Below are 19,747 nucleotides of genomic sequence, written 5' to 3'. Positions count from 1 at the left end.
CCCAAGAGCTGACAGACAAATTCATTTTCAACGTGCTTTTAGCAGGTTGCAGATAATTACAGAGAGGCTTATGCAGCAAGTAGTCAATGTACAACAACCCATCATTACGCCACGTAAGTTCAAGGTATATCAGCATCGCCAGTTAGATAAAATTGAGGCGCTTAAAAAAGTTCCTGCTGACATGCGCTTTGAAATGAAAGTCGTTGCTAATGTCCTGCCGTTCAGAGTTAACGAGTATGTGTTTAATGAACTCATTGACTGGGAAAATGTACCCAATGACCCGCTGTTTCAACTAACATTTCCACAAAAGGATATGCTGGAGCCGTCTGCCTATCAGCGCATGGCGGATTTGATGTCAGGTAAACACACGACTAACGAAGTGTTTGACTTAGCAACTCAGCTACGTGATGAAATGAACCCTCACCCTGCTGGCCAAATGCAAATGAACGTCCCTCATGTTGACGGTGAACCTTTGCCTGGCATGCAGCATAAATACCGTGAAACGGTTTTATTTTTCCCGGCTCAGGGGCAGTATTGCCATTCTTACTGCACCTTTTGCTTCCGCTGGGCACAATTCGTGGGTAAAGCAACACGCTTTAACTCTAATGATGCCGATCAATTACATCGCTACTTAGCTCAGCACAAAGAAGTGACCGACCTACTGGTCACCGGTGGCGACCCTATGGTTATGCGCACACGTAAGCTGGCTCACTACCTGGAAGACTTACTTAAACCAGAGTTTGAGCACATTAAGACCATACGTATTGGCACTAAGTCGCTGACCTTCTGGCCTTACCGCTTCATTACTGACCCGGACGCAGACGACATGCTGCGTCTATTAGAGCGTTTAGTTGCCGGCGGCAAACACGTATCCATTATGGCGCATTTAAACCACCCTAATGAACTGCGCACGGAAGTCTGTCAGGAAGCTATTCGTCGCCTGCGCGCTACCGGTGCACAAATACGCTGCCAGGCTCCACTGCTTAAACACATTAACGATGACCCCGATGTCTGGGCTTCTATGTGGGAGAAACAAGTACAGTTAGGTATGATCCCTTACTATATGTTTGTGGAGCGGGATACTGGTGCCAAACGTTACTTTGAAGTGCCACTGGAACGCACCTGGGAGATTTTCCAAAAGGCTTACCAGCAGGTATCCGGCATTGCTCGCACGGTTCGCGGCCCTTCAATGAGTGCAGGCCCGGGCAAAGTGGAAGTTCAGGGTGTGACCGAAATTGCAGGCGAAAAAGTTTTTGCTTTACGCTTTATTCAGGGACGCAACCCGGACTGGGTTCAACGCCCCTTCTTTGCTAAGTACGACCCGGATGCAACCTGGTTACATCAATTAAAGCCGGCTTTTGGAGAAGAAAAGTTCTTTTTCGAAGACGAATACTCAAAAATGGCAGCGATGGATTAACCATCGACTGCCCGTTCTCGTGCCCGCTGCAGGTCTTCTTCTGTATCAATACCAGCAGCCGGCGCGAGAATAGCTTCGGCCACGTGAATACGCTCCCCGTGCCAAAGCACTCGCAACTGTTCTAGGGATTCAAGCTGCTCTATAGGGCTAGCCTGCCACTCAATATAACGTCTGACAAAACCTGCCCGATAGGCATAAATACCAATGTGTCGGTGGTAATGATCGGCAATGACATTGGTATCCCGCTCTGCAGAAAAGTGCTCTCTGTCCCATGGAATAGCCGCACGACTAAAGTACAGTGCGTATCCGGCCGCATCGGTAACCACTTTTACTGTATTCGGGTTAAAAATATCTTCAGCGTCGGTAATAGGAACGGCTAAAGTCGCCATAGGCGCCTGCCGTTGGTTGGCTAAGTTATCCGCAACCTGCCGAATAATCTCAGGCGGAATGAAAGGCTCGTCGCCCTGCACATTAACCACCACTTCGTTTTCCGCAAGCGCCAACTGTTCAATAACCTCAGCCAGGCGCTCAGTACCCGATGAATGTTCCGTTGAAGTCATCATGACTCGGCCGCCAAATTTCTCAACGCCCTCTTTTACCCTAAGGTCATCAGTTGCGACAATCACCTCCGCAGCGCCACTGGCTTCAGCCCTTTCAACCACATGCTGAATCATTGGTTTACCACCAATGTCAGCCAGAGGTTTACCAGGCAGTCGGCTGGAGCCATAACGTGCGGGAATAACAACGGTAAAACTCATGAAGGAACCTTCTCTAACTCTTCTGCAGACAATTCGCGGGCTTTATCGGCTAATAAAACCGGAATGTTTTCATCAATAGGATAAGCCAGTCGCTCGCCCCGACAGACCAGTTCATTTTTTTCGGCATAGTAAGTCAGCTTACCTTTGCACTTAGGGCAAGCTAAAATCGCTAATGTATTTTTATCAATGGGCATTTTTCTTCCTTTCCAGCTCTGCCAGTAAGTTAGTTTTCATTATCTCGGGCAGTTGTGCTTCTATTGTTTGATAATACCAGTCCGGTTGCGCGAATGACTGACACTTTCCGGCGTCTTTCTCTGTCATCAATATAGGCTTACCGTTTAATTGAGAAAAGTCTTCTTCGCTAAAAACATGATGATCAGCAAATGCCTGACTTTTCTCAACTTGTACCCCTTGCTCAGACAAAGAGTTAAAAAATCGCTGGGGGTAACCAATACCGGCAACTGCATTAAAACTACTATCCGTTTCTAGCTCAACTTTTTCATCGTTATCAACCCGATACCAGTGGCCTGGTGTAACATCCACTACATGACGCGCAAAAGCATGACGACCGTAATTAGAAATAACCCAGTCCGCACCTTTTAAACGCCATGGTCCTTCACGTAAAGGACCTGCCGGCAGCAACCAGCCATTTCCTGTGCCTCTTTCACCGTCAATCATAATCAGCTCAATATCGCGTTTTAATGCATAGTGCTGTAAACCATCATCACTAATAATGACATCGACTTCGGGATGTTGTTCGGACAGGAGCTGCGCGGCCTCGGCTCGTTTAGGTGCGATCACTACCGGACAATCGGTTCTCCGGCGCATAAGCAAAGGTTCATCGCCAACATCTGCGGCATTATCATTTTCTGCAATCGAATGAGGAAATGGACCTTTTGCACCATAACCACGGCTAATAATGCCCGGCGTCCAACCCTCATCTTTCAGCCATTGGCATAGAGCAACCACCATTGGCGTTTTCCCTGTACCGCCAACGCTGATATTACCGACAACGATAACAGGCACTTCTGCTTTATAGCGTTTCATCAGGCCTAAATGGTAAAAACTGCGGCGCAGGTTGGTCAGTAGCCAAAACAGCAATGACAGCGGTGCCAGCAAAATTAAAAGAGGATGCAGGTTGGCTTTATACCACTGCTTTTGTAGCCACACTAGGCGCCTCCGCTAAACTGCAAGTTATGCAATTGATAATACGCGCCTTCATGATCCAGTAACTGCTGATGGGTACCTCGCTCAACAATCTCGCCGTTATCCATTACGATAATTTCGTCCGCATTTTCAATGGTCGACAAGCGGTGAGCAATAACAATGGCGGTCCGGTTTTGACGCAAGGTGCCTAAAGCATCCTGAATATGACGTTCAGACTCCGTGTCCAGCGCCGATGTAGCTTCGTCCAGAATCAGGATAGGAGCGTCCTGCAGTAATGCTCGAGCAATAGCAATACGTTGCCGCTGCCCTCCGGATAACATCACTCCGTTTTCGCCGACCATGGTGTCCAGCCCTTTCGGCATGTTATCAGTAAACTCGGTAACGTAAGCCTGCTCTGCTGCTTTAGTGATTTGCTCCCGTGACAACTCTTTCGCTGCACCATAAGCAATATTATTGGCGATAGTGTCATTAAACAGCGTCACGTTTTGTGAAACCAGAGCAAACTGGCGACGCAGACATTTCAGTTTATAGTCGTTAATGTTGTAGCCGTCGAGCAAAATGCGACCCTGCTCTACATCATAAAACCGGGTCAGCAGGTTTGAAATCGTCGATTTACCACTGCCCGAGCGACCCACCAATGCAAGGGTTTTGCCTTGTTTTACGCTAAAATTAATTTGCTGAAGTGCTGGCTCATCATCTTTTTGATAAGCAAAAGTCACATCTTCAAAAACAATATCCCCGGCCGCACGATCAATAACTCGAGACCCTTTATCAATTTCAATGGGCTCATCAAGAATATCAAACACACTGGTAGCCGCGGCTATACCTCGTTGGAAATCACTGTTCACGTTCGTTAGCTGCTTTAATGGGCGCAGCAACATAATCATGGCTGTCAGCAAAGTAGTAAACGCACCGGCTGAGAGCTCTCCCAGCATCTCCGGAAAACTGGCAATAACCAAAACCATGGAAAGACTTAAAGAAGCAATAAACTGAATAACCGAAGTACTAATGGCCCGGGTATTTACCAGCTTCATATTCTGGTTGCGGGTAATATTATTGATCTCGGAAAAACGTGCAGACTCACCTTTTTGTCCTTGATGCATTACGACCACTTTGTGGCCATTAATCATCTGTTCAGCGGTTGTTGTAACATTGCCCATAGCCGTTTGGATACGACTACTGACTTTTCTGAAGCGCTTGGACACGACCCCAACAACTTTAGCAATTAAAGGACCTACAACCAAAAATACTAACGACAGCTGCCAACTTTGATAAAACATCAACCCAAGCAAGCCAATAACAAACGCACCTTCCTTAATCAAAACCAGTAGCGCGCGGCTACTGGCTTCGGCTACTTGCTGAGTGTCATAAGTTATTTTGGAGATTAAGTCACCGGTTGAGTGCTGGTCATGAAAGCTGACAGGCAGCTTCATCATATGGTCGAATAACTGCTGACGCATTTTAGTGACAACTTTAAAACCAACCCAATGCAGAAAGTAACTGGAAGCTACGTTTAGTAACCCTCTAAGGATAAAAACAAAAGGAACAAAAAGCGCACCGTAGAGCAATATTTTAGAGTCTTGCTCAGTTAAACCGTCATCAATTAAAGTTTCTATTTGGGACAAAAATAAGGTATCAATGGCCGAATAGCCAATCATGCAGATAATAGCAAGAGTAAAGGCCGCTTTATAAGGTTTGATGTAACCTAACAAGCGCTTGAAGGTCGTCTTTTTTTTAATCTGAGAATCCATGTAGTCTCAATTAAGTCATTAACACTTTTGGTATTCTACCTGTTTTCAAAGGGTAACTCCAAACTCCATGTACTGCCGTCACTCACAATGGTTAATTGTCCACTCTTCATCGTCCCAAGCCAGGGGCTATTCTTTCGCGCAAGTCTTTCCAGAGTATATCGGTGGGGAAAACGGTACCCACGATGCCGACCATAGCTTATCAAGTAGATATCCGCATCTACGGCCTGCAATAATGGCCAACTGGTGGACGTTTTACTGCCGTGGTGCGGAACTACCATGACATCGGACTCTATTTCAGCAGGGCTTTGCAACCGCTCTAACAGCATTTTCTCGGCAGGCATTTCAATGTCCCCGGGCAAAAGCACGGTAAAACCCCGGAATTGAACCAGTAAAACACAAGAACGATTATTTTTACTTAATGCGGTTGAACCTTGATATTCCCTCGAAGGCCATAGCACTCTCCATTGTAAGTCATTCCAGTGCCCCGTATCCCCCGCTAAACACGGTTTATTGCTGCCTTCCCCCTGCCACTGCAAATTGGGATAGCGTCTTGATAAGAAATCACGCCCGCCGTTGTGGTCGCTGTCTCCGTGGCTGATAAACGCAAGCTCCGGAACAAGTCCATGGTAATTTAAAAACGGTTCAATCACCGACTCGGCCACACTAAAACCAGAATTAAATTCAATACCTGTATCGACCAGTATGGCTCTGCCATTTCGCTCCAGCACTATAGCCTGGCTTTGCCCCACATCCAGAACGTGAAGGCGCAATTTCCCGTCTCTTTGATTTAGGAGCACCGAAACAGAAAGAGGCAAACATAAAAGCAGCACTGTGCGTTGCCAGGCGTTCTTAAGCGGCACCAGCAGCACGAGGATTAACGCAAACAAACCACCGAACCTTGCCTCACGGCTTACAGGCCAGACATCTAATTGCAACCAGGTTACTGGCTGCTTCGCTAAAAAACCGATAAACGGATTCAAATATACAATCGGAAGCTCTGCTAATTGCCAAAGTGTTGAAGCGAAACTTAAATCCAAAAGTACGGCAACCGTTCCGGCTAACGCCAATGGCAACAACCAAAAGCTTATAACCGGTAATATCAGCAAGTTAACTAACGGTGCCAGCAGCGAAAACCCGCCAAATAGCAAAAACGACAAAGGTGCCATAACCACCAGTAACAACCACTGCACGGACCAAAGGCTCTTAATAGCAGAGAGTTTTCCGCGGGCTTTTTGCCAACGCCAGCTTGCCAGGAACAATGCCGCAACCGCTGTAATCGAAAGCCAAAAGCCCGGATCCTGCAAAGCAAAAACATCAACCACAAGTACCGCAACAGTAACTCGTAACAGTAAACTTAGTGGTCTTAATTTCAGGCTTAGCGTCAGGTGCAAAAGAACGACCAAAAACATGGCCAGCGCTCTTACTGTCGACACGGGAAAACCGGCCAGGGCGGCATAACCTGTTACAACAAAAGCCGCCAAAACTAGCGACCAGAAACGGCTGTTAATGAGTTCTCTGGTTTTCAGGCCAACAGGGAGAAAGCGAAAGCAGAGGCGAAAAAAGAATACAGCGGAAGCGGCAACCATCCCCAAATGTAAACCCGATATAGCCAGGCTGTGAGCCAAACCGGTTTTTTGCCAACTTTCCCGGGTTTTTCGGCTCAGTAAGCTGCGTTCACCAATAGTTAAGGCAGCCAGTATGCCGGGTTCGTTCAGATCAGACTCCTGTATCCAATCAAAGACTTTTTGCCGAAGACTGATATCAGAATCAAGCTTAACGCCCTCTTTAATACTTCCTATTGCGTGTATGTTATTGCGCAGCAAATATTGTCGATACCGAAAGCTCCCATGGTTACGATAGTCTGTCGCTTCCTTTAAGCGCGCAACCAGCTGCCAGGTTTCTCCTGCTTTAGGGGCTTGTTTAAGATTCGCCCGGTACCAGTTCAACCGGACTCTGGATTGCTTCCAAATAGGCAACGCGTTGTCTGACAGCGTTTTAACCCTGCCCGTTATCCGCACGTGGTAAGGGTAACTCCGGGATATTTCATCCACCTCGATATTGAGCTTAACGTCGGAATTGAGAAAAGACGCCGGTATTGCCCGTATATTTTGCCAATAAAGGTTGGCATTAGCCCATAAAATACCGCAAAATAACGCCATCAGTAGTCGTGCGATCGATCGCCGTTTTGCTTTTTTCGGGCCGGCCCCCATGCGGGTGTAAGCTATCGCCAAAAATAGTAATGCGATAGTTGAAACAATCAGCCAGAATTTAATGTCAGAGTGAGTAAAGGCGAACAAAATTCCGCCTGAAAACACGAGTAACCAGCGATCCATCGTTGCTCCTTCCTTGGGGCAGTAACAGGATAGGTAATAAACGTCACATTATGGCCAGACGCTTCATTAAACGCTTAATGCCTGATCACCAAAAAGTGCGCGAGTCAAAAGCGATCCGCTTATTTGGCAGCCTTTTGCATGACGCAAACTTGTGGCACCTGAACAGACGCTCGGCGTCAGGAGCCTTTGCGGTAGGCTTGTTCTGCGCTTTTATACCTGTTCCTTTTCAAATGTTATTAGCGGCAGCATCAGCAATTCCCTTTCGCGTAAACCTGCCACTCTCAGTTGGTCTGGTATGGGTCTCCAACCCTATTACCATGCCCCCCATGTTTTACCTTTGCTACCTGGTAGGAAATGCTCTGTTAGCAGAACCACCACAGCCCTTTGCTTTTGAAGCCAGTTGGGAGTGGTTAATGCACAGTATTTCAACCATAGGTCCGGCTTTCTTGCTTGGCTGTTTGGTTTTAGGAACGTTATCCAGCTTTATTGGTTACATTGGTATTCGTCTGCTGTGGCGCCAGTCTGTGGTCAAAGCCTGGCGCCGCCGTAACCCTTAAAATTAAATGCTTTGGTGTAAAGCTTTAGCCGGTTCAACTTTCACTGCTCTCCAGGCCGGATAAAGAGTCGCAAGCAAGCTCATTAGTAGTGCTACCCCCGCCACCAGAAAAACATCCGACCAAATCCATTCAGAAGGCACTTCACCGACAAAGTAGATATCACTGGAAAGCACATCAAAATTAAACCAGGTTTCCAGCGCCAGCATAATATTGGGTAAAAATTGGGCCAGCAGTATTCCGCAAAAACATCCGATAACAACGCCATACAACCCGTTCATAACCCCCTGCAGAACAAAAGACTGCAATAAGGTTTTATCTTTCATACCCAAGGTTTTCAGCATTGCGATTTGGCTGCGTTTTTTGGCGACCGTCATAATTAACGTCGATACAATGTTAAAACAGGCAACCGCCATAACCAGAATGAGAACGAGATAGACCACCCAGCGCACAAGTTCAATATCGCGATACAAGTGCCCGTGACTTCGCGTCCAGTCGTCAAGGTACACCAGTTCAGGCAGTTCATTACCCACTTGTCTGGCCACAGCCGGCGCAGAAAACACATCTTTTACCCGCAATCGGACAGAACTGACATCGCGGGCAAAATCCAGCTCATTTATCGCTGTATCGAGTGAAACGTAAGCGTTGTGGTAATCAATTTGCCCACCAAACTGAAAAAGCCCCGTCACTTGCAGCCTGACACGCTCGGGAGAGCGAAAACCTCGTTCCGATTTTTCGGGGGTTAACAACGAAACTGAGTCGCCTACTTCTAGATCCAGTTTTTCCGCTAACCCGGCACCTAATAGCAAGCCGCCCTTTTGCTGCCAGCGCTGCCAGTCTTCCTTACTGACGTAGTCCGATAAAGAAGAAACTTTTTGTTCATGCTCTGCCGAAACGCCCCGAACCTGAATGCCATGAAATGTCGACTGGGTTTGTACCATTACCGTGGCATTGACACCCGGTGCGGTAGCAACAACCTGAGGGTTCCGTTCAGCAATTTCTGCCACGAGCTCCCAGTTATCCAAAGCCCCTTCAACGGCACTGTATTCAATCTGAGGTACAACCGCTAAGAGCTTATTCTGTAACACCTGGTTGAAACCATTCATCATTGACAGTGCGGCAATTAATACTGCACACCCAAGAGCAATACCAATAGTTGATGACGCCGATATAAACGACAAGAAGCCTTGTTTGGATGTTCCCTGACGAAAGCGACGGGCAATTAACCAGGCAAGCCGCATTAGTCTTCTTCCTTATGCAAAACACCGTTCTTCAAGACTTCTACGCGCTGCAGTTGCTCTGCCAGATGCAAATCATGGGTTACCACAATAAAAGCCGTGTTGGTTTCTTTATTCAACTCCAACATTAATTGATAAATACTCTCTGCGGCCTCGCCATCGAGATTACCGGTAGGCTCGTCAGCAAGCACAATTTGAGGTTTATTCACGAAAGCCCGGGCAATAGCAACCCGCTGACGTTCTCCCCCCGACAACTGCGCAGGCCGATGAGATAGTCTATGCTCTAAACCTACTCTGGTCAGCAATTGCTTTGCCTGCCGCTTTGCCTCGGCCGGACTTTTACCCGCTATCATTTGCGGCATTGCGACATTTTCCAGTGCCGAAAACTCGGGCAACAAATGGTGGAATTGATACACAAACCCAAGGTTCTGATTACGCCACTGCGCCAGTTTGTCGGCTTTCCAGTGCGTCATTTCATCAGTTTTATAAAACAATTGTCCGCCGGAAGCTTTATCCAAGCCCCCCAACAAGTGCAGCAAAGTACTTTTCCCCGAGCCGGAGGTTCCGACTACAGCCACCATCTCGCCAGCCTGAAGGCTAAAGTCTATATCTTTTAAAACGGTCACTTCATTATTACCGTCCTGATACGATTTACTCAGTTTTGAGCAACGCAACAGCGCGTCAGTCATAGCGTAATGCCTCCGATGGTTGAACATGAGCTGCCTGTGAAGCCGGGTATAATGTTGCCACCAGAGTTAACAGAATTGCAGCAACAGCCGTAGCAGTAACCTGGAAAAGGTTGATGGTAATAGGTAAGCCTTCCTCAGTGCCTGAAACTATATGAGCCCCGAATAAATCCAGAATGTCATTTAAATACCAACTCAAAAGAAGTCCTAAAATAATACCTAACAAAGACCCAAGAACGCCGTTATAAAGCCCCTGAAGTAAGAACACGGTGCGAATACGGCCGTTAGATAAACCCAGTGTTTGCAGTATGGCAATGTCATGGCGCTTATCATTTATCACCATAACCAGAGCAGACAATGTGTTAAATGCAGCCACGGCAATGATCAAGGCCAGCATTAGCCACATCATGCGTTTTTCCATGCCAACAGCCTCAAACAGCTGCCCATAGCTTTGGCGCCAGTCATCAACACTTAACTTGGTCTGGTTACGCAGGGTTTGAGCAACTTGTGGGGCATCAAAGGCATCATTTAGAAACAGCTGCAGGCCGGTCACTTTGCCTTCGGGAAGACGGATTAATCGCGCCAGGTCGTCACCGTGAGCGAACACAACCGACTCATCAACTTCGGAGCCCATAGCGAATAAACCACTGACGACAAAGCGACGTTGCGAAGGTACCAGTCCAAAGGGGGTATAAACGCCACCCTGCGCGGCAATCACTCTGACAGTGTCCCCCGGGGCGATACCTTGTTTTTGTGCCAGCCGCTGACCAATAACCAAGTGGTAGCTTCCCGATTCCAGACTTTCCCAGTTGCCGGCAACCATCTTCTCGGTAAGTGAAGGCGGCAATGCGCCCTTGTCCGGGTAGACGCCCTGTATGTTGGCAACGGACATTTTATCCGATATTTGCAGTATGCCCTGCGTTTGTACAAAAGGGACAGAACCCTTTATTGTCGCCAGTTCAGGCAGTTGTTGTTGAACCTCCTGCCAGTTGCTTAGCTGCGTGCTACTGTCCGGATCCGTTACAGTGACCTGCGGCACGGCACCTAAAATACGGCTTTTCAACTGTCCTTCAAAGCCATTCATAACCGACATAACAACCACTAGCGCCATTACGCCCAGCGCAATACCTGCAAAAGCAAAGCGGTTAATAAATGCCGTAAAAGCAGAGCCCTGCCTTGCCCGGCTGTAACGCAGGCCAATAAACAGCACAACCGGCTGAAACATATACCCTCAATTATTTGATGGTTGCTAATTCATAACGAGCAAGGATAATGAGTTGTATTGAGCCTGACAACTAAAAGCCGAAACAATGACGCAATCGCAGACATCAATGACATCGCCAATAGGAGATTTCTTCACGGTAAGAGATCACTTCCCGGTCAATTTAATTGCGCTGGACTCGGCCGACAACATACCGGACGAAGACGCGTTTATTGCCGAGATCCCGGAGCTGTTTACTATTGCGTCCAGTATGGCTGAAAGTGATCAGCAACAACTACAAAGCATTAAAGTTGAACAGTCGTCAGGCAGCGCGCTGGTGGCTTTTCTGGAGCAGCAGCACAAGCGTATGAACATATTACTCGGTTATATGCTCCGCAATGAGAATGACCCCGAGTACCGGTTTGAGGGTGTTGAATATGGCGGCGGCGGCATTCGTATTGTCAATGACTCGCCATTAACAGAAGACCAGACGTTCCAGGCCAAATTGTTCTTCAAAGAAGAAGCTCTGGCAATTTACTGCTACCTGAGAGCTGAAAAGTCAGAGCCTGAAGAAAATGGTGATACTTACCTTTGCACTCTTAGCTTTGCTCAAATTCGGGAGGAAGATCAGGAACTCTTGATTCGTGCCAGCCTTCATGCCCAAAGCCGCCAGCTTAAAGAACGTTCAAAACAGCGCAGGGAGCAAAAAGAAAGCGACTCCTTGTCATCCAAATCCTGATTGATTTCGGTATAATACCGACGTTTTTCCAAACCATTTGAGTAGTCATGACTAAGGCATCTGTATTAAGACCCCCTTTCCCACCGGCAGCAAATAAAGATCTCACCTGGCAGGAACTGCACGGCAGTGCCCCTGCACTGGCCATTGCTAAGCTAATTGATGCGACTCCAGGGCGGGTACTAATTGTTACTGCAGATGCTAACCAGGCCTACCGATTAGAACAGGAAATTAAATATTTTGCCGGTGAACACACCGAGTATCATGACGACATAACGCTTTTCCCTGACTGGGAAACGCTTCCTTACGACAGCTTCTCTCCGCATCAGGACATTATATCTGATCGTTTGCGTGTGTTAGCACGCCTTCCGGAAGCTAAGCGTGGCGCACTGATTGTCAGTATTAATACCTTGCTCCACCGCATTGCACCAACGTCTTTTGTTCAGGGTCAAGCACTACAAATTGAGAAAGGCCAGCAACTCGACAGCTTGAAGCTGCGGCAGCAATTGGAAAATGCAGGTTACCGCCACGTAAACCAGGTTATGGAACATGGTGAATTCAGCGCCCGGGGGTCAATCTTGGACCTTTATCCTATGGGCAGCCAGACCCCATACCGGCTCGATTTTTTCGATGACGAAGTTGATAGTATCAGGCCTTTTGACCCGGAAACTCAGCTATCGAAAGACCCTATAGAAGGCATTAATTTACTGCCCGCGCACGAGTTCCCGTTAACCAAAACGGCAATTGAACGCTTCCGCGCAAACTACCGCGAACACTTTGAAGCAAGTACTGAACGCGAATCGGTCTATCAGCAAGTCAGTAAGGGTCAGTTACCCGGCGGGATTGAATACTATCTTCCGCTATTTTTTGAAGAAACAGCAAGCTTATTTGATTATCTTCCGGACGACACCGTACTGGTTACCTTCGGCAATATTCAGGCGAGCCTGGAGCGCCTCTGGCAGGATATTAATCATCGCTACGATCAACGCCAGTTTGATCCGTTACGGCCATTGTTACACCCTAATGAACTGTTTCTTCCCGTCGATAATATTCATGCCGGTTTCAAGCAGTACCGTCGAGTGCGAGCCAACGTACCGGCAGAAATGGCACAACCCGGGCCGACACCGTTTCTTACAGAAGCCGTTACAGAAATAGCTGCAGATCATCAGCAAAAACAGCCTTTTGCGAAACTGAAAACCAAATTAGAACAGGCGTTAGCAAATAACGACAAGGTTCTGCTTTCCGCTGAGAGCGCAGGCCGTCGTGAAGCTCTGCGTGAAATTGTCAGCAAGCTCGGTTTTCCGGTTACGCTTTGCTCAGGTCTTGAAGAGTGTCCGACCAAACAAGTCGGCTTAATTATCAGCCCCATTATTAACTCGTTTTATTTACCCGATGCCAAACTCTGGTTTATTACCGAAACTGAACTGTTTGGTAACCGCGTGGTACAAAGCCGCCGACGTCAGCAAAAAGCCACTGTCAGCGCCGATACACTCATTCGCAACTTAGCAGAACTGCAGGCTGGCCAGCCGGTTGTTCACCTGGACCACGGTGTTGGCCGCTATCAGGGGTTGACGACTCTCGATGCCGGTAATGTCACCACGGAATTTGTCACCATTGAGTACGCAGGTGGCGCCAAACTTTATGTTCCGGTAGCAAACCTGAACGTTTTAAGCCGTTACAGTGGCGGTGAAGAAAGCCATGCTCCTTTAAACAAACTGGGTAATGACAGTTGGGAAAAAGCCAAAAAACGTGCTGCAGAAAAAGTGCGAGACGTTGCGGCAGAACTGCTCGACATTTACGCCCGCCGCGAAGCTAAGCCCGGCTATGCATTTAATATTAACGAAGAAGACTACCAACGTTTTGCCGCCGGCTTTCCGTTTGAAGAAACCATTGACCAGCAGGCCGCAATTGATGCTGTGAAACAGGATATGCAACAGCCACGGGCAATGGACAGGCTGGTTTGCGGCGACGTGGGCTTTGGTAAAACCGAAGTGGCCATGCGCGCGGCCTTTATTGCCGTTAATGAAGGTAAACAAGTGATGGTGCTGGTTCCAACCACCCTGCTGGCCCAGCAACATTATGAAAACTTCAGTGATCGTTTTGCTGATCAGGCCATTCGGGTTGAAGTGCTCTCACGCTTTAAAACCGCCAAGCAGTCAAAAGGCATTCTTGAAGATTTATCTAATGGCAAAGTCGATATTGTTATTGGTACGCACAAGTTACTGCAAGACAATGTTAAGTGTCATGACTTAGGTCTGCTCATTGTCGACGAAGAACACCGCTTTGGTGTAAGACAAAAAGACACGATTAAACGCCTGCGCGCTGACGTAGATATTCTGACGCTAACAGCTACGCCTATTCCACGTACCCTGAATATGGCCATGAACAACATTCGAGACCTGTCAATTATAGCCACGCCACCAGCGAAGCGACTGGCAGTAAAAACCTTTGTCCGCGAATACGACGAGCCAACGGTTCGGGAAGCCATATTACGTGAGATTCTGCGCGGTGGTCAGGTTTATTTCTTACACAATAATGTCGACACTATTGAAAAAACCGCGGCCGATATTGAAACCCTGGTTCCGGAAGCGCGTGTTGTGGTTGCTCACGGGCAAATGCGTGAGCGTGACCTGGAACGCATCATGTCGGACTTCTATCATCAGCGCTTTAATGTGCTGGTTTGTACCACCATTATTGAGACCGGTATCGATATACCCAGCGCCAACACCATTATTATGGACAGGGCTGATCACCTGGGTCTGGCGCAGATGCACCAGCTGCGAGGCCGCGTCGGACGTTCCCATCATCAGGCTTATGCGTACTTATTGACGCCACACCCCAAACGCATGACCAAAGACGCACACAAGCGCCTCGAAGCCATTTCTCAGTTGGAAGACCTGGGTGCCGGCTTTATGCTCGCAACTCACGACTTAGAAATTCGTGGTGCCGGTGAGCTACTTGGAGACGATCAAAGCGGTCAAATTGAAAGCATTGGTTTTACTTTATACATGGACATGCTGGAGCAAGCGGTTAAAGCCTTAAAAGAAGGTAAAGAACCCGCGCTTGCGCAATTGCTGCACGAACGTGCTGAGATTGACTTAAAACTTCCGGCGCTTTTACCTGAAGCTTACATACCAGACGTTAATAACCGATTAAGCTTGTACAAACGAATAGCCAACTGTGAAACCAGTAAAGAACTGGATGATTTGCAGGTGGAATTAATTGACCGTTTTGGGTTACTCCCAGACGCAGCCAAGAACTTGATGCGCCAAACACAACTGCGTAATAATGCCGAGCATTTGGGTATCCGTAAAATTGATATTGGTAATCAGGGCGGCATTATTGAGTTTGCCGACGATACAAAAATTAACCCGGAAATTATTATAGGGTTGATTCAAAAAGCGCCCAATTACTACAAACTGGATGGCCCGAACCGTTTACGTTTAAGTCAGTCACTGGAAGATACTCAAAGTCGGTTAAAACTGGTAGAGTCTCTGTTAGAAGAATTTGCAGAACAATCTCAGGCGGCGTAACACAGGAGTGAATAAATGGCGCTGGTGCATCGTGGATTAAAATCGGTACTGGGTTTAACAACAGCACTAATGACATTGGTGTCTGTTGATGCGGTAGCTCAGTCTGATAAAGACTACTGGCGCTGGTTTGAAGTTGAAGTTCTGGTCTTTAAACAGACCATCACCGACCAGTCCGGTGAGACTTTTCCTTTGACCATACAACCAATAGCCGTTAATCAAAGCCGGGATTTGCTGACCAATTATCATAGTCTACAGAACCGCCGCCTACGCAGCGCCTTGCCGGTTTGCGAGCCACTTTCAGATAATCAATGGCAAATTGATATTGCTTGCCAATATGAAAACGAAGACCAATGGATACCCATTACCGGAAACCCTTTTGCCCCAGTTCATGCGTTGTCAGAGCTCAGTAATACTGAGGTTGTCATTGACGGCCCTGGTGGTGACATTCAGACAGCTTCACAACCTTTTTTAATGCCAAAAGACGTTTTAGAGCTAACACCTGTTAGTGAAGAGTTGGAGCGCAAAGGTCAAGGTAAACCGTTACTTCACCTGGCCTGGCGCCAACCCGTTTTTAAACGTGGCGAAAGTCGTAAGTTTCGACTCTATGGCGGCAAAAACTACAGCGAAACGTTTTTCTACAATGGCTTTCCAAGAGAGCAAGAAGAACTTACTACGCCATTATCAAACGCCAGCCAGAAACAGCGGATGGATAATATTGAGTACCTTTTGTCGGCTATAGAGCAAGGCTCAGAACCTTTTAATCCGTTAAACGAAAGAACACCGGTACGTCCTCCTTTAATAGCAGCAGGCCACCCCAGCCTGGCTTGGGAGTTCGATGGACTCATCGATATTTTCCTGGTTGGTAATTACCTGCATATTGATGGCGAATTTAATCTGCGTGAAAAAGACAAAATAAAACAACTCGCCAACGACATCGAAACGCAGGCATCGCTGGCCTTAAACAACGCAAACGAACAAACACCGTATCTGCGTAGTTTCTATTTCTCACAGTTAAGACGGGTTATCAGTCACGAGACACATTACTTTGATCACCCTAAGCTGGGTGTTGTGGTTCAAATTCGCCGTACTGACCTGTCAGCTCCACGGTACTAGTTGGTTTCGGGGAAACTATGGAAAAGTATGAAGAGTTACTACTGGCACTTAGGAAAGTCATTCGTGCAATCGACTTATATTCTAAACAACTCAACAAATATTCCGGATTAACAGGACCTCAGCTGCTCATTTTACGTGAAATTAATGCCGCAAATGGCATTACGGCCAGTAAAGTTGCGCAGAATATCAATTTAAGTCCCGCTACTGTTTCGAATGTTATCGAACGTTTGGAACACCGTAACCTCATCCACAGACACCGAAGTGAACAGGATAAACGCCGGGTTTCTCTGTACCTTACTGAACAGGGCTTAAATCTACTAGAGAAAGCACCTCAGCCCCTTCAGGAAGATTTTATTGAGAAATTTCAGGCATTGGACGAGTGGGAGCAATCGCTATTGCTTTCATCGATGCAAAGAATTGCCAATATGATGGACGCAGAACGTCTGGACGCAGCGCCCGTGCTCGAAGTTGGAAGCTATCACAAACTGGATAATTAAAATGAATAAACAACTATTTACTCTGCTACCGGTTCTCTTTTTCTCGGGCGCAGCGGTTGCTGATATTTGTGACAATGAAAATGAAGTTACCCCTATAGCCCAAATTCAAGGGGAAAACGAACAGTCCAGTCTAATTGACCAACAAGTCACCGTGCGCGGCATTGTAACGGCTAGTTGGCAAACTGATGAAGAGCTTAGCGGCTTTTTCATACACAGCTTTGCTGAAGATATGGATGATAACCCTGCTACCTCAGAAGGCTTATTTGCCGTTACAGAAAAGCATCATTCCAGTGTCGATATCGGTGAGCAAGTGCAGCTAACCGGTAAGGTCACCGAGCGCTCGCAGTTAACGTCTTTGGTTGACATATCGAGCATAACAACTTGTGGTGACGCCGAGTCGCTCCCGGACATAACCGACTTAAAACTGCCGGTTCAATCGCTGGCTGAGTTAGAAGCTTTAGAAGGTATGCCGATAAAGCTATCTGCCTCCTCAGCTAATGAGTTAACAATATCAGGGCATTATAACTATCCACGCCATGGCTATTTTGACGTGTCTTCTGGTCGTTTATGGACACCAACACAAATCGTTATGCCGGGCCAGGACGCTAAACGTCAAACTGAAGAAAACCAATTGAATCGACTTCAGGTGGACGATAACAGCAATGTCGTTGAACCCAGCCCTTTACCTTTTTCAAACCTTTGGCACGGCAAACAAAACAGCTTACGTTCAGGAGCCACTATAGCCAGTTTTAGCGGTATCATCAGTCAGTTCAATAATGCGTATAGAGTTCAGCCAACTGAAGATTTAACGTTAGAGAGTTCATCCAAACAGCCTCAGTTACCTGAAAAAGCCAATGATTCTGTGCGAATTGCAAGCTTTAACGTTCTCAACTTCTTTAACGGAAATGGTTCAGGCCAGGGCTTCCCCACACCAAGAGGTGCAGACAATACGGAGCAAATGAAACGTCAGTTGCAAAAAATTGTTGCCTCATTAACCGCTCTTGATGCTGACATTGTCGGTTTGATGGAACTCGAGAACGATGGCTTTGGTGAGCGTAGTGCTATATTCCAGCTGGTCGAAGCACTGGAAAAAGCTTCCGGCAAAGAGTACGAAGTTGCTGAGCCCCGGGCTGAAAAAATTGGTACGGATCAAATTACCGTTGGTATTATTTATCAACCCAAACGGGTTAAGCCGAGTTCACACGCACTCCTCACTCGCCAGGGCCCATTTTCATGGGGCAGCAGACCACCACTAGCACAGCGTTTTATTGATAGAAACACAGATAGCGAATTCAGCGTCGTCGTTAATCACTTTAAGTCGAAAGGCAGCTGTCCGGAAGACTCTGACAGTCCTAATAGCAATAAGAACGATGGCCAGGCCTGTTGGAATGAGTTACGTCTTAAATCATCCCAGCAGCTGCTGGCATGGATTTCTGAAGAGTCATTAGCAAACCCGGTGTTATTAGGCGACTTCAACGCTTATTACCATGAAGACCCTATTCGCTATTTTAGTGAAAATAACTTCTATAACCCTTCGAATGCTACGGACTATTCTTATGTATATGACAGTCAGGCGGGTTCTCTGGATCATATCTTTGTAGCCAATTCGCTGGAAAGTAAGGTTAAGGGAGTTTACCACTTACCCTTTAACGCAGATGAGCCATGGGTTTACGACTATCGTGATGAGACGTACTTTTCTGACGGCCCCTTCCGTTCTTCAGACCATGATCCGCTGGTGCTTGATTTACGCTTTTCCGGATCGGGCATGTAAGCGTTATCGGTTCCAAAATGAACTTCAAACTCAATACCGACTAACCACTGGCCACTACGTTGATCTGTAACTTCGCTGCGAGGCCAGTGGTAGCCAACCCAGGCTTCGGCAAAAAACCATTCACGCAAGTAGCGCTGGCGATTTAGAAAACGTACGCCATAATCCTGAATAGGCACAGCATGATCCGTATTGCCCTCTATCCAGGTTTCAGTTGCCCAGGCTTTATCCTCACCATAAAGGTGGTACAGACGTGCCGTGCTGCTCCAGCGCAGTCCATGAGTTTCTTCGGCAAAGGTTCCTATCGAGGCCCAGCGAACAAGCCAGGTATCGGTTAACGTGGCTTCGTAATCGACCCGTTGTGCAACGCCGAAACCGTCGCTATCCCTCCAGAAGGCGGAAGACTGAGCACGAACCTGTTGGTTATCAGAAAAAACAAAACCCGTCATATAACGCGCCCGGGCGTAGGTATCAAAGCGTAATCCCCCGCGAATACCAATGCTGTATGACATCCTATGAGCCTCGTTAATTTCAGGGTCAAAGCCCAGACCCACCAGCCACTCCTCATCAGACTGCGGTGAGCGAATAACAGAGGGCCTGCCTGCGGAATCATCATCCAGAAATTCGTTCTCGTCCACTCGTCCAATAAAGGCCGAAAAGTTTTCCTTTAGCTTAGGCAATGCCACACGCGCTCTAAAACGTGACTTCACTTCAAAGCCGTCATACTGGTCCCACTGAGGTGCCACCGAAAGTCGCCCGTACGAACGTTCGTACCGACCTATACTTTCATCACCAAATAATCCGTCAAACCAGCGTGCTGTAGCGTCGACAGATGAGCCCAGGCCGCTGCGAAATTGATCCAGCCACATGCTCTCATCTTCTTCATCTGACTGCTGAACAGCAACGACAGATTGACAGCTAAGGCTAAAAATAAAAACGAACCAAGTAATCTTTTTCATGTTGAATAGTCTATAACTACATACCGTCTGAAGTTG

16 protein-coding genes are annotated in these 19,747 nt (G+C 47.4%); 7 read left to right on the top strand and 9 right to left on the bottom strand.

Translation table 11 applies throughout. The features are described 5' to 3' along the window. The first annotated feature begins 70 nt into the window (after positions 1–70). Positions 71–1,417, top strand: coding sequence for a KamA family radical SAM protein (locus ACP7FG_RS07640; RefSeq protein ID WP_054487361.1), 1,347 nt, complete (start codon positions 71–73; stop codon positions 1,415–1,417). Here ACP7FG_RS07640 and kdsB read toward each other — a convergent pair. Genes kdsB through ACP7FG_RS07615 form a run of 5 tightly spaced genes read right to left on the bottom strand, consistent with a single transcriptional unit; the run spans position 1,414 to position 7,426 of the window. Continuing rightward, on the bottom strand, positions 1,414–2,175 hold the full coding sequence (kdsB, locus tag ACP7FG_RS07635; RefSeq protein ID WP_054487360.1) for a 3-deoxy-manno-octulosonate cytidylyltransferase: 762 nt from the start codon (positions 2,173–2,175) through the stop codon (positions 1,414–1,416). The two genes, ACP7FG_RS07640 and kdsB, sit on opposite strands and share 4 nt — an antisense overlap. Continuing rightward, positions 2,172–2,369, bottom strand: a complete 198-nt coding sequence (locus tag ACP7FG_RS07630; RefSeq protein ID WP_054487358.1) for a Trm112 family protein — start codon at positions 2,367–2,369, stop codon at positions 2,172–2,174. The genes kdsB and ACP7FG_RS07630 overlap by 4 nt, the downstream gene beginning before the upstream one ends. Further along, complete coding sequence (gene lpxK, locus ACP7FG_RS07625) at positions 2,359–3,345, bottom strand: tetraacyldisaccharide 4'-kinase (protein WP_439226018.1); 987 nt, start codon at positions 3,343–3,345, stop codon at positions 2,359–2,361. Before lpxK ends, ACP7FG_RS07630 begins: the two co-directional genes overlap by 11 nt. Beyond that, complete coding sequence (msbA, locus tag ACP7FG_RS07620; RefSeq protein ID WP_439226017.1) at positions 3,345–5,093, bottom strand: lipid A export permease/ATP-binding protein MsbA; 1,749 nt, start codon at positions 5,091–5,093, stop codon at positions 3,345–3,347. The genes lpxK and msbA overlap by 1 nt, the downstream gene beginning before the upstream one ends. 35 nt (positions 5,094–5,128) lie before the next feature. Continuing rightward, positions 5,129–7,426 carry a DNA internalization-related competence protein ComEC/Rec2 gene (locus ACP7FG_RS07615; protein ID WP_439226016.1) on the bottom strand — a complete coding sequence of 766 codons (2,298 nt, stop codon included), beginning with the start codon at positions 7,424–7,426 and terminating at the stop codon, positions 5,129–5,131. A 50-nt stretch (positions 7,427–7,476) separates the two neighbouring features. Here ACP7FG_RS07615 and ACP7FG_RS07610 point away from each other — a divergent pair, with 50 nt between their 5' ends. Next, positions 7,477–7,983, top strand: coding sequence for a DUF2062 domain-containing protein (locus ACP7FG_RS07610; RefSeq protein WP_054487350.1), 507 nt, complete (start codon positions 7,477–7,479; stop codon positions 7,981–7,983). 2 nt (positions 7,984–7,985) lie between these two features. On the opposite strand, the gene ACP7FG_RS07605 is transcribed toward ACP7FG_RS07610, so the two are convergent. From ACP7FG_RS07605 to ACP7FG_RS07595, 3 genes are read right to left on the bottom strand one after another with little or no spacing between them, the layout of a single operon-like run. Further along, the gene (locus tag ACP7FG_RS07605) at positions 7,986–9,221 is read right to left on the bottom strand and encodes a lipoprotein-releasing ABC transporter permease subunit (RefSeq protein WP_439226015.1); all 1,236 of its coding nucleotides are present in this window, start codon (positions 9,219–9,221) and stop codon (positions 7,986–7,988) included. Then, positions 9,221–9,907, bottom strand: a complete 687-nt coding sequence (gene lolD, locus ACP7FG_RS07600) for a lipoprotein-releasing ABC transporter ATP-binding protein LolD (protein ID WP_199496445.1) — start codon at positions 9,905–9,907, stop codon at positions 9,221–9,223. The genes ACP7FG_RS07605 and lolD overlap by 1 nt, the downstream gene beginning before the upstream one ends. Further along, complete coding sequence (locus tag ACP7FG_RS07595; protein ID WP_439226014.1) at positions 9,900–11,129, bottom strand: lipoprotein-releasing ABC transporter permease subunit; 1,230 nt, start codon at positions 11,127–11,129, stop codon at positions 9,900–9,902. Before ACP7FG_RS07595 ends, lolD begins: the two co-directional genes overlap by 8 nt. Positions 11,130–11,214: 85 nt before the next feature. On the opposite strand from ACP7FG_RS07595, the gene ACP7FG_RS07590 reads away from it, so the two are divergent. From ACP7FG_RS07590 to ACP7FG_RS07570, 5 genes are read left to right on the top strand one after another with little or no spacing between them, the layout of a single operon-like run. Continuing rightward, a complete protein-coding gene (locus ACP7FG_RS07590; RefSeq protein ID WP_439226013.1) occupies positions 11,215–11,844 on the top strand; it encodes a PilZ domain-containing protein in 630 nt (209 codons plus the stop codon). Between the two features lie 47 nt (positions 11,845–11,891). Further along, complete coding sequence (gene mfd, locus ACP7FG_RS07585) at positions 11,892–15,374, top strand: transcription-repair coupling factor (protein ID WP_222236830.1); 3,483 nt, start codon at positions 11,892–11,894, stop codon at positions 15,372–15,374. Positions 15,375–15,389: 15 nt separating this feature from the next. Then, positions 15,390–16,487 (top strand): CsiV family protein, encoded by a 1,098-nt coding sequence (locus ACP7FG_RS07580; protein ID WP_439226012.1) that lies wholly within the window; start codon positions 15,390–15,392, stop codon positions 16,485–16,487. 17 nt (positions 16,488–16,504) lie between these two features. After that, complete coding sequence (locus ACP7FG_RS07575) at positions 16,505–16,984, top strand: MarR family winged helix-turn-helix transcriptional regulator (protein ID WP_054487334.1); 480 nt, start codon at positions 16,505–16,507, stop codon at positions 16,982–16,984. 1 nt (position 16,985) lies between these two features. Further along, positions 16,986–18,755, top strand: a complete 1,770-nt coding sequence (locus ACP7FG_RS07570; protein WP_439226011.1) for an ExeM/NucH family extracellular endonuclease — start codon at positions 16,986–16,988, stop codon at positions 18,753–18,755. On the opposite strand, the gene ACP7FG_RS07565 is transcribed toward ACP7FG_RS07570, so the two are convergent. Further along, entirely contained in the window at positions 18,659–19,711 is a 1,053-nt protein-coding gene (locus ACP7FG_RS07565; RefSeq protein ID WP_439226010.1) for a hypothetical protein, read from the bottom strand. The genes ACP7FG_RS07570 and ACP7FG_RS07565 overlap by 97 nt on opposite strands. Positions 19,712–19,747: the final 36 nt, after the last annotated feature.

Source organism: Idiomarina sp. ST10R2A5, from assembly GCF_051842325.1.
GTDB classification, from domain to species: domain Bacteria; phylum Pseudomonadota; class Gammaproteobacteria; order Enterobacterales; family Alteromonadaceae; genus Idiomarina; species Idiomarina abyssalis.
Note: the sequence above shows the minus strand (reverse complement) of the source record. Positions and strands in the feature narration are given on the sequence as shown.

Coding starts and splice junctions, on each gene's coding strand:
- ACP7FG_RS07640 (WP_054487361.1), top strand. CDS start 71: ATGCAGCAAGTAGTCAATGTACAACAACCCATCATTACGCCACGTAAG.
- kdsB (WP_054487360.1), bottom strand. CDS start 2,175: ATGAGTTTTACCGTTGTTATTCCCGCACGTTATGGCTCCAGCCGACTG.
- ACP7FG_RS07630 (WP_054487358.1), bottom strand. CDS start 2,369: ATGCCCATTGATAAAAATACATTAGCGATTTTAGCTTGCCCTAAGTGC.
- msbA (WP_439226017.1), bottom strand. CDS start 5,093: ATGGATTCTCAGATTAAAAAAAAGACGACCTTCAAGCGCTTGTTAGGT.
- ACP7FG_RS07615 (WP_439226016.1), bottom strand. CDS start 7,426: ATGGATCGCTGGTTACTCGTGTTTTCAGGCGGAATTTTGTTCGCCTTT.
- ACP7FG_RS07610 (WP_054487350.1), top strand. CDS start 7,477: ATGGCCAGACGCTTCATTAAACGCTTAATGCCTGATCACCAAAAAGTG.
- ACP7FG_RS07605 (WP_439226015.1), bottom strand. CDS start 9,221: ATGCGGCTTGCCTGGTTAATTGCCCGTCGCTTTCGTCAGGGAACATCC.
- lolD (WP_199496445.1), bottom strand. CDS start 9,907: ATGACTGACGCGCTGTTGCGTTGCTCAAAACTGAGTAAATCGTATCAG.
- ACP7FG_RS07595 (WP_439226014.1), bottom strand. CDS start 11,129: ATGTTTCAGCCGGTTGTGCTGTTTATTGGCCTGCGTTACAGCCGGGCA.
- ACP7FG_RS07590 (WP_439226013.1), top strand. CDS start 11,215: ATGACGCAATCGCAGACATCAATGACATCGCCAATAGGAGATTTCTTC.
- mfd (WP_222236830.1), top strand. CDS start 11,892: ATGACTAAGGCATCTGTATTAAGACCCCCTTTCCCACCGGCAGCAAAT.
- ACP7FG_RS07580 (WP_439226012.1), top strand. CDS start 15,390: ATGGCGCTGGTGCATCGTGGATTAAAATCGGTACTGGGTTTAACAACA.
- ACP7FG_RS07575 (WP_054487334.1), top strand. CDS start 16,505: ATGGAAAAGTATGAAGAGTTACTACTGGCACTTAGGAAAGTCATTCGT.
- ACP7FG_RS07570 (WP_439226011.1), top strand. CDS start 16,986: ATGAATAAACAACTATTTACTCTGCTACCGGTTCTCTTTTTCTCGGGC.
- ACP7FG_RS07565 (WP_439226010.1), bottom strand. CDS start 19,711: ATGAAAAAGATTACTTGGTTCGTTTTTATTTTTAGCCTTAGCTGTCAA.